The sequence below is a fragment of the Microbacterium sp. ISL-103 genome, from assembly GCF_018613995.1.
GTDB lineage: Bacteria > Actinomycetota > Actinomycetes > Actinomycetales > Microbacteriaceae > Microbacterium.
In genome coordinates this window covers 1-8,089 of record NZ_JAGGPD010000417.1, presented here as the reverse complement: position 1 = coordinate 8,089, position 8,089 = coordinate 1, and the positions used below count along the sequence as shown (strand labels likewise).

Annotated in this window: 6 protein-coding genes; 2 read left to right on the top strand and 4 right to left on the bottom strand. The window is 67.3% G+C overall.

From position 1 onward, the window contains the following. On the bottom strand, positions 1 to 1,685 hold a 1,685-nt coding region (locus tag J7E68_RS14910), incomplete at its 3' end, for an FAD-dependent oxidoreductase (RefSeq protein WP_215173881.1). A gap of 214 nt (positions 1,686 to 1,899) precedes the next feature. Between J7E68_RS14910 and J7E68_RS14905 the strand changes: the two genes are divergently transcribed. Both J7E68_RS14905 and J7E68_RS14900 read left to right on the top strand, forming a co-directional pair. After that, complete coding sequence (locus tag J7E68_RS14905) at positions 1,900 to 3,261, top strand: DUF349 domain-containing protein (protein ID WP_311417080.1); 1,362 nt, start codon at positions 1,900 to 1,902, stop codon at positions 3,259 to 3,261. Positions 3,262 to 3,323: 62 nt separating this feature from the next. Continuing rightward, a complete protein-coding gene (locus tag J7E68_RS14900; protein WP_215173878.1) occupies positions 3,324 to 3,875 on the top strand; it encodes a type IV toxin-antitoxin system AbiEi family antitoxin in 552 nt (183 codons plus the stop codon). Here the strand turns inward: J7E68_RS14900 and J7E68_RS14895 are convergent. The 3 genes from J7E68_RS14895 to secD all read right to left on the bottom strand — a co-directional run. After that, complete coding sequence (locus tag J7E68_RS14895; RefSeq protein WP_215173876.1) at positions 3,862 to 6,111, bottom strand: bifunctional (p)ppGpp synthetase/guanosine-3',5'-bis(diphosphate) 3'-pyrophosphohydrolase; 2,250 nt, start codon at positions 6,109 to 6,111, stop codon at positions 3,862 to 3,864. The two genes, J7E68_RS14900 and J7E68_RS14895, sit on opposite strands and share 14 nt — an antisense overlap. 68 nt (positions 6,112 to 6,179) lie before the next feature. Beyond that, on the bottom strand, positions 6,180 to 7,169 hold the full coding sequence (gene secF / locus J7E68_RS14890) for a protein translocase subunit SecF (RefSeq protein ID WP_215173874.1): 990 nt from the start codon (positions 7,167 to 7,169) through the stop codon (positions 6,180 to 6,182). Further along, a partial coding sequence (secD, locus tag J7E68_RS14885) for a preprotein translocase subunit SecD (protein WP_215173871.1) occupies positions 7,169 to 8,089 on the bottom strand: 921 nt, incomplete at its 5' end. The genes secF and secD, both read right to left, overlap by 1 nt.

Sequence of the window (8,089 nt, the reverse complement as noted above, 5' to 3'; positions counted from 1 at the left end):
GCCAGGACGTGGTCGTTGGTGTCCGGCAGGGTCGCATTCTCGCCGTCGAACACGGGCGACCCCACCAGCACAGAGAGGATGCTGGCGATCGCGGGCTTGCAGATATCGCAGCCCCGGCCCCGGCCGAACCGCTCGACGATCCCGCTGAAGGTGGTCAGCTGCGCCACCCGCACCGCGTCGAACAGCTGTCGGCGCGACATGTCGAAGTGCTCGCACAGCGCGTTCGACACGGTCTGACCGAGTTTGGTGAGCTCCTGCCCGACGACCTTCTTGACCATCAGCACACACGAGCCGCAGGTCGCACCGGCCTTGGTGCAGCCCTTCACCGCGGCGGCGTCCATGCAGCCCTCATCGTGCACCGCCTGACGGATGCGCCCTGCCGTCACGTTCGAGCACGAGCACACCACGGCCTCATCGGGGAGCTCGCCACCCGGCGCCTCGTTGCCGCCCTCGGGCAGGAGGTAGGCCGCGGGGTCGGCCCCGAGCTTGGCTCCCACCAGCGGTCGAAGCGCACCGTACGCGGCGGCATCGCCGACGAGGATGCCGCCGAGCAGTGTCTGCGCGTCATCCGAGAGCACGAGCTTCTTGTAGACACCCGCGACCGGATCCGCGTAGACCACGTCGAGCGCGTTCGGCGTCGTCGCCATGGCGTCGCCGAAGCTGGCGACGTCGACACCGGAGAGCTTGAGCTTGGACGAGTCGTCGTAACCGGGGAAGGCCGCGTCTCCGCCGAGCAACCGCGTGGCTGCGACTTCGGCCATCGCGTAGCCGGGAGCGACGAGGCCGACGCAGCGGCCCTCGAAGTTCGCGACCTCTCCGATCGCGAGGATGTGCGGGTCGGAGGTCGAGCAGCGATCGTCGATGACCACGCCACCTCGGGGGTCGACGCGCATCTCGGAGTTACGGGCCAGTTCATCGCGAGGGCGCACGCCGACCGTGAAGACGACGACATCGGCGCGCTCGATCGAACCGTCCTGGAACTCGAGTGCCGTCACGGCTCCGGAGGAATCGGGGTCGAGGCGTGTGGTGCGCGACTCCGTGCGAACGGAGATCCCCCTGGCCTCCAGCAGCCGCTTGAGCATCCCCCCGCCGGCCGAGTCGAGCTGCGCCGACATCAGGCGGTCCGAATACTGCACGACCGTCGCGTCGACATCCATGCCCTGCAGCGCACCGGCGGCTTCCAGACCGAGCAGCCCTCCCCCGATCACGGCGCCGCGCAGCGGACGGCCGAGCATGCGTCCTCGACGCTCGACGAACTCCTTCAACTGCTGCACGTCCTCGAGCGTGCGGTACACGAAGCACCCGGGCAGGTCTGCGCCGTCGACCGCCACCTTCGCCGCGTACGAGCCGGTCGCGAGCACCAGCTTGTCGTAGGCGACCGTCTGACGGGACCTCGTCGTCACGGTCCGCGCCGCGCGATCGATGCGCAGCACCCTGTCATCGGCCATCAGACGCACCCGGAAGTCGTCGAAGACCGAGCGGTCGAGTTCGAGGTCGGAGGGGCTCGCGCCGGCGAAGAACCCGGTCAGACCGACGCGGTCGTAGGGGTGACGCCCTTCGTCGCCGATCACCGTCACGTGCAGCGGTGTCTCGGCCCTGCTGATCAGGCTCTCGACGAATCGGTGGGCCACCATCCCTGCTCCGACGACCACGATCTCGGTGGGGGTGAGGATCGACTCGCTCATAGTGCTCCAATCGACGGGGGATGCCGTGATGGCGACGATAGAAGCGTGGTGTTTCCCGCATGTGACGCCGCGTGTTTCGCGCGTCGAACGATTCGCTCACAGATCGATAACGATCATTGTGAGAAGCGGTCACCACATCGGATGCTCCCTGGCGTACTAGGCTGAAGATCGTCCTTTCCGCCTCCCGCGGGCCCTACCGCGCAAGGAGAATCACGTGTCTGCCACAGAGCCGTCGAAGCCGACTCCCCCCGTTCCCGCTCCCCCGGCAATGCCCCTGCCGCGCAAGCTGCCCAGCCCTGCGGCCGTCGCGCCGGTCACGGCCTCTGTGCCCACCGGCAGCTCCGCCTCCGACGCCGCCGAATGGGGTCGCGTCTCGGAAGACGGCACGGTCGAGGTGCGCGAGGACGACGCCTGGCGCGTGGTGGGCCAGTACCCGGACGGCACACCCGACGAGGCTCTCGCGTACTTCGTCCGCAAGTACGACGACATCGCGTTCAAGGTGCATGCCCTCGAGCAGCGTCATCAGTCCGGTGGTGCGTCCGCCGGCGATCTCGTCAAGCAGGCCGGCCACCTCGTGGCCGAGGCGACGGACGCTGCCGCAGTCGGCGATCTCGCCGGTCTGCGCGAGCGGCTGAACACGCTCACCGCATCGCTCTCCGAGGCGACCGCGCAGGAGGCCCAGCAGGCGAAGGAGCTCGTCGACAAGGCGGTCGCAGAGCGTACCGCTCTCGTCGAGCGCGCAGAGGCGATCGCGGCCCGCGACCTCTCGAAGGTGCAGTGGAAGCAGGTGACCGCCGAACTCGGAGAGCTCTTCGACGCGTGGCAGGCACACCAGCAGACCGGTCCTCGCCTCTCGAAGAGCGTCTCGCAGCAGCTGTGGAAGCGGTTCCGCGATGCTCGTGCGACGGTCGACAAGGCACGCCGCGCCTTCTACTCCGAGCTCGACGACACGCACAAGAGCGCCCGCGACGCCAAGACCCGGCTGGTCGAGCGCGCAGAGGCGCTGGCGCCGCGCGGGGTCGACGGGATCCCCTCGTACCGCACCCTGCTCGACGAGTGGAAGAACGCAGGGCGTGCCGGGCGCAAGGCCGACGACGCTCTGTGGGCCCGGTTCAAGGCCGCCGGAGATGCGCTGTACTCGGCGCGCGCCGAACAGAGCGCCGCAGAGGAAGCCGATTCGGCCCCGAAGATCGAAGCCCGTCAGGCACTTCTCGAAGAGGCCAAGGCCGTCGCGGACGAGCCCCACATCAAGCGCGCCCGCGCCCTGCTCACCGGAATCCAGCGTCAGTGGGATGAGATCGGTCGCATCTTCCCCCGCGACAAGGAGCGCGCCCTCGACGATCGCCTGCGCGTGATCGAGCAGGCGCTGAAGGCCCGCGAGGAAGTCGACTGGAAGAAGAACAACCCCGAGACCAAGGCTCGTGCGAACGACATGAGCTCGCAGCTGCTCGAGGCGATCGAGAAGCTCGAGGCCGAGCTCGCCGCAGCAGACAAGGCCGGCGACAAGAAGGCGGCGAAGGCTGCGGCCGACGCGCTCGAAGCCCGTCGCACCTGGCTCAACGCCCTCGGCGGCTGATCCTCTCCACAGATCTGCCGGATCCACCCGGAACGCGGGATGCAGCACGCCACACTGGCGGAATGCATCCCGCGTTCCTGTATCTGCCCGGTGAGCGACTCGCCCTCTCCGAGCTGAGCGCCGCGCGACTCGACGGCCACGTCGTCGAACTCGGCGAGGGCTACATCCCGGCCGATCTCGTCGAGAGTCCGAGCGCGAGAGCGGCAGCCGTGGCTTCGCTCATCCCGCCCGACACCGCGGCATCCGGACCGACGGCGGCGTGGATCCATGGCGCCGGTGACGCTCCCCCGGCGATCCACCACGTGCGGCGCGCCGTCGAGCGCAGGATCAGACCCGTCATCCAGGCGCGCGTCACGATGCACGACACCGCGGTGTCGGCGTCGGCTCTGATCCGCGTCAGCGGCATCCCCGTGATGACTCCCGTGCGCACGATGGTCGACCTCGCGCTCGGGCTTCACCGAGACGAGTCATTGCGACGCTGGATGGTGCTGCTCGCCGCGGTCGACGAGCAGATCGCCTCCGAGGCCATCGCCGCGATCGACGCGCTTTCGCGGGTGCCCGGAAAGCGCGCGGGACGCGGTGCTCTCGAGCGTCTCGTCGTCAGGAAGAGGTGACCCGGTAGACGTCGTAGACCGCATCGATGCGGCGCACCGCGTTGAGGATCCGGTCGAGGTGCACGGCATCGCCCATCTCGAACACGAAACGACTGATCGCGAGGCGTTCGTCAGTCGTGCTGACGGTCGCCGAGAGGATGTTGACGTGGTGCTCGCTCAGGACGCGTGTGACGTCCGAGAGCAATCCCGACCGGTCGAGGGCCTCGACCTGGATGTGCACGCGGAACACGCTCTTGGTGGTGGGAGCCCACGACACCTCGACGAAGCGGTCTTCCTCACTGGCGAGAGCCTTGACGTTGACGCAGTCGGAGCGATGCACCGAGACGCCGCTGCCGCGGGTGACGAAGCCGACGATCGCGTCGCCCGGTACCGGGGTGCAGCACTTCGCGAGCTTGACGAGGATGTCGGAGGCGCCGCGCACGAGGACACCGGAGTCGCCGGATCGGGGCTCGCGCGACGGCATGCTGCCCGGCAGCTCGATCGATCCGGTGGCAGGGTCGGTCGCGGCGACGAGGGCGGTGACCTTCTCGAGCACCGACTGGGTCGACACATGGCCTTCGCCGACGGCCGCGTACAGCGCTGAGACGTCTTCGTAGCGGAGCTGGTGCGCGACCTCGGCGAACGAGTCCTGACTCATCAATCGCTGCAGGGGCATGTTCTGGCGGCGCATCGCTCGCGCGATGGCCTCCTTGCCCTGTTCGATCGCCTCTTCGCGGCGCTCCTTCGTGAACCAGCCACGGATCTTGTTGCGCGCTCGGGTGCTCTTGACGAAGCCGAGCCAGTCCTGACTCGGACCGGCGTCGGGGTTCTTCGAGGTGAACACCTCGACGACGTCACCGCTCTTGAGCTCGGATTCGAGCGGCACGAGACGTCCGTTGACCTTGGACCCCATCGTGCGGTGGCCGATCTCAGTGTGCACGGCGTAGGCGAAATCGACGGGGGTCGCGCCGGCAGGGAGCCCGATCACACGTCCCTTGGGCGTGAAGACGTAGACCTCCTTGGCCCCGATCTCGAACCGGAGGGAATCGAGGAACTCGCCGGGGTCGGCCGTCTCGGCCTGCCAGTCCGAGATGTGCGCGAGCCACGCCATGTCGTTGTCGGCGGCGCGGACCTCGGCTTTGCCGCCGTTCATCCGCTCCTTGTACATCCAGTGCGCCGCGACGCCGTATTCGGCCTGCTGGTGCATCTCGTGCGTGCGGATCTGGATCTCGACGGTGCGCCCGGAGGGCCCGATCACCGTCGTGTGCAGCGACTGGTAGAGGTTGAACTTCGGAGTCGCGATGTAGTCCTTGAAGCGCCCGGGCAGCGGGGTCCATCGGGCATGGATGGCGCCCAGCACCGCGTAGCAGTCGCGCACCGATGCGACCAGCACGCGGATCCCGATGAGATCGTAGATGTCGTCGAACTCGCGTCCGCGCACGACCATCTTCTGATAGACGGAGTAGAGCTGCTTCGGGCGGCCGACGACCTTGCCGCGGATGCGCAGGTCCCGAAGGTCTTCGTCGATCTCCTCGACGACCTGCGTCAGGTACTTCTCGCGCTGCGGGGTGCGCTGCGCGATGAGGTTGTGGATCTCGTTGTAGATCTTCGGGTGCAGGACGGCGAACGACAGATCCTCGAGCTCGGACTTGATCGCCTGGATACCGAGCCGGTTGGCCAGCGGCGCATAGATCTCGAGCGTCTCCTTGGCCTTCTTCGCCGCCTTCTCGGGCGGGACGAAGCCCCAGGTACGCGCATTGTGCAGCCTGTCGGCCAGCTTGATCAGCAGGACGCGGATGTCCTTCGACATCGCGACGATCATCTTGCGGACGGTCTCGGCCTGAGCACTCTCGCCGTACTTGACCTTGTCGAGCTTCGTGACGCCGTCGACCAGCATCGCGACCTCGTCGCCGAATTCGGCCGTGAGGTCGGTGAGGGCGTAGCCCGTGTCCTCGACGGTGTCGTGCAGCAGTGCGGCGGCGATCGCACGAGGACCGAGGCCCATCTCGGCGAGGATCTGCGCGACCGCCAGCGGGTGCGTGATGTACGGCTCGCCGCTCTGACGCTGCTGCCCGGCGTGCTTGTCCTTGGCGACCGTGTAGGCGCGCTCGATGACCGCGAGATCACCCTTCGGATGATTCGCCCGCACCGTGCGGATGAGGTTGTCGAGGTCGTTGACCCTGGGCGCGCGCGAGAAGATGCGGGGAACCAGTCGTCTCAGGCTGGATCCCTGCGACGCCGTCTGCGGTTCCGCCATCCGCTCACCTCCGAATCAGAACATCTTACGCGGGCTCTGCGGGGTACGGCCCCGCAGAGCGGGGACGATCAGGCCTCGACCGTGGCGAGGCTGCGTGCCTCGCGGATCTTCGCATCGCGAGCAGCGATCTGGGGCTCGTTCTCGCGGAAGAGCGAGTACAGGGGTGCTGCCACGAAGAGCGTCGAGTAGGTCGCCACGAGGATGCCGACGAAGATCGAGAGCGAGATGTCGGTGAGCGACTCGGCACCGAGCCAGAAGGCGCCGATGAACAGCACCGCGCCGACGGGCAGCGCCGCCACGACCGACGTGTTGATCGATCGGATCAGCGTCTGGTTCACCGCCAGGTTGACCGATTCCCCGAACAGCCGGGACGACTTCTCGCCGTCTTCCGTCGTGTTCTCCCTGATCTTGTCGAACACCACCGTGGTGTCATACAGCGAGTACGCGAGGATCGTCAGGAATCCGATGACGGCGGCGGGAGAGATCTCGAACCCGGCGAGGGCGTAGACGCCCACCGTGATCACGAGCACGTCGAGGAGACCGATGATCGCGGCGGCAGACATCTTCCACGTGCGGAAGTAGATCGCGAGGATCAGGAAGGTCAGGGCGAGGAAGATCGCCAGACCCCACAGCGACTGCTTCGTGACGTTCTCACCCCAGGCCGGGCCGATGAACGACGAGGTCACGCTCTCGGGCTCGACGCCGTAGGCGTCGGCGAGGGCGTCGGAGACCTGCTGGGTCTGAGCGGCGCTCATCTGGTCGGTCTGCACGCGGATGTCGTTGCCGCCGACGACGACGACCTTCGTCGCCGCAGCGGGGACGACGGACTGCACCGCGGTGGTGGCCGTCTCCTGCTCGAAGCTGTCCGGAGCCTGCACGGTGAACTGGGACCCGCCCGTGAACTCGATCGAGAACTGGATCGGACGGATGAGCGGCACGAGGGCCGAACCGACCACCAGCACGATCGCGATGATGAACCACAGTCGGCGCCTGCCGACGAACGGGAAGGACGTCTTTCCCGTGTAGAGGTTGTTGCCGAACTCGTTCATGGAAGCCATCAGGCGTCCCCCTCGCTTCCGGTGCGGCTGGATCTGTCACCGGCTAGTGCTTCGGCGCGCTTGCGCTCTGCGATGGTCTGACGGCGATCGGCTTCGCCCTTGGCCCTGGCGTTCTTCGCGCCGCGTCCGGATGTGGCCGTCGCGCCCTCGCGGAACTGCGAACGGCTGCGGTAGACGGCGCCGAGCGACTCGGGGTCGAGTCCGGAGAGCTTGTGACCGCCGCCGAAGAACTTCGTGCGGGCGAGCAGCTGCATGACCGGGTGCGTGAAGATCACGAAGATGAACACGTCGATCAGGGTCGTCAGCCCCAGGGTGAAGGCGAAGCCCTTCACGGTGGAGTCGGCGAGGATGTAGAGCACGACGGCCGCGAGGATGTTGATCGACTTCGAGATGTAGATCGTGCGCTTGGCTCTGCCCCACCCGTCTTCGACCGCCGACGTGATCGACTTGCCGTCGCGCAGCTCGTCTCGTATTCGCTCGAAGTACACGATGAACGAGTCGGCGGTGAATCCGATCGAGACGATCAGACCCGCGACGCCCGCGAGCGACAGTCGGAAGCCGAGCCGCCACGCCAGGATGCAGATGATGATGTAAGTCAGCACGGCCATGACCGCGATCGACGCGATGATCACCGGGCCGAGTGCGCGATAGACGATGAGCGAGTAGATCGCGACGAGTGCCAGGCCGATGAGGCCCGCGATCAGGCCGATCTGCAGCTGCTGGGTACCGAGCGTCGCCGAGATGGTGTCAGAGCTCTGCACCTCGAAGCTCAGCGGCAGGGCGCCGAACTTGAGCTGGTCGGCGAGCGTCTTGGCGGTCTCCTGGGTGAAGCTGCCGGTGATCTGAGGCTTCCCGTCCAGGATGACGGCGTTCATCGACGGCGCGGAGAGCACGACGCCGTCCAGGACGACAGCGAACTG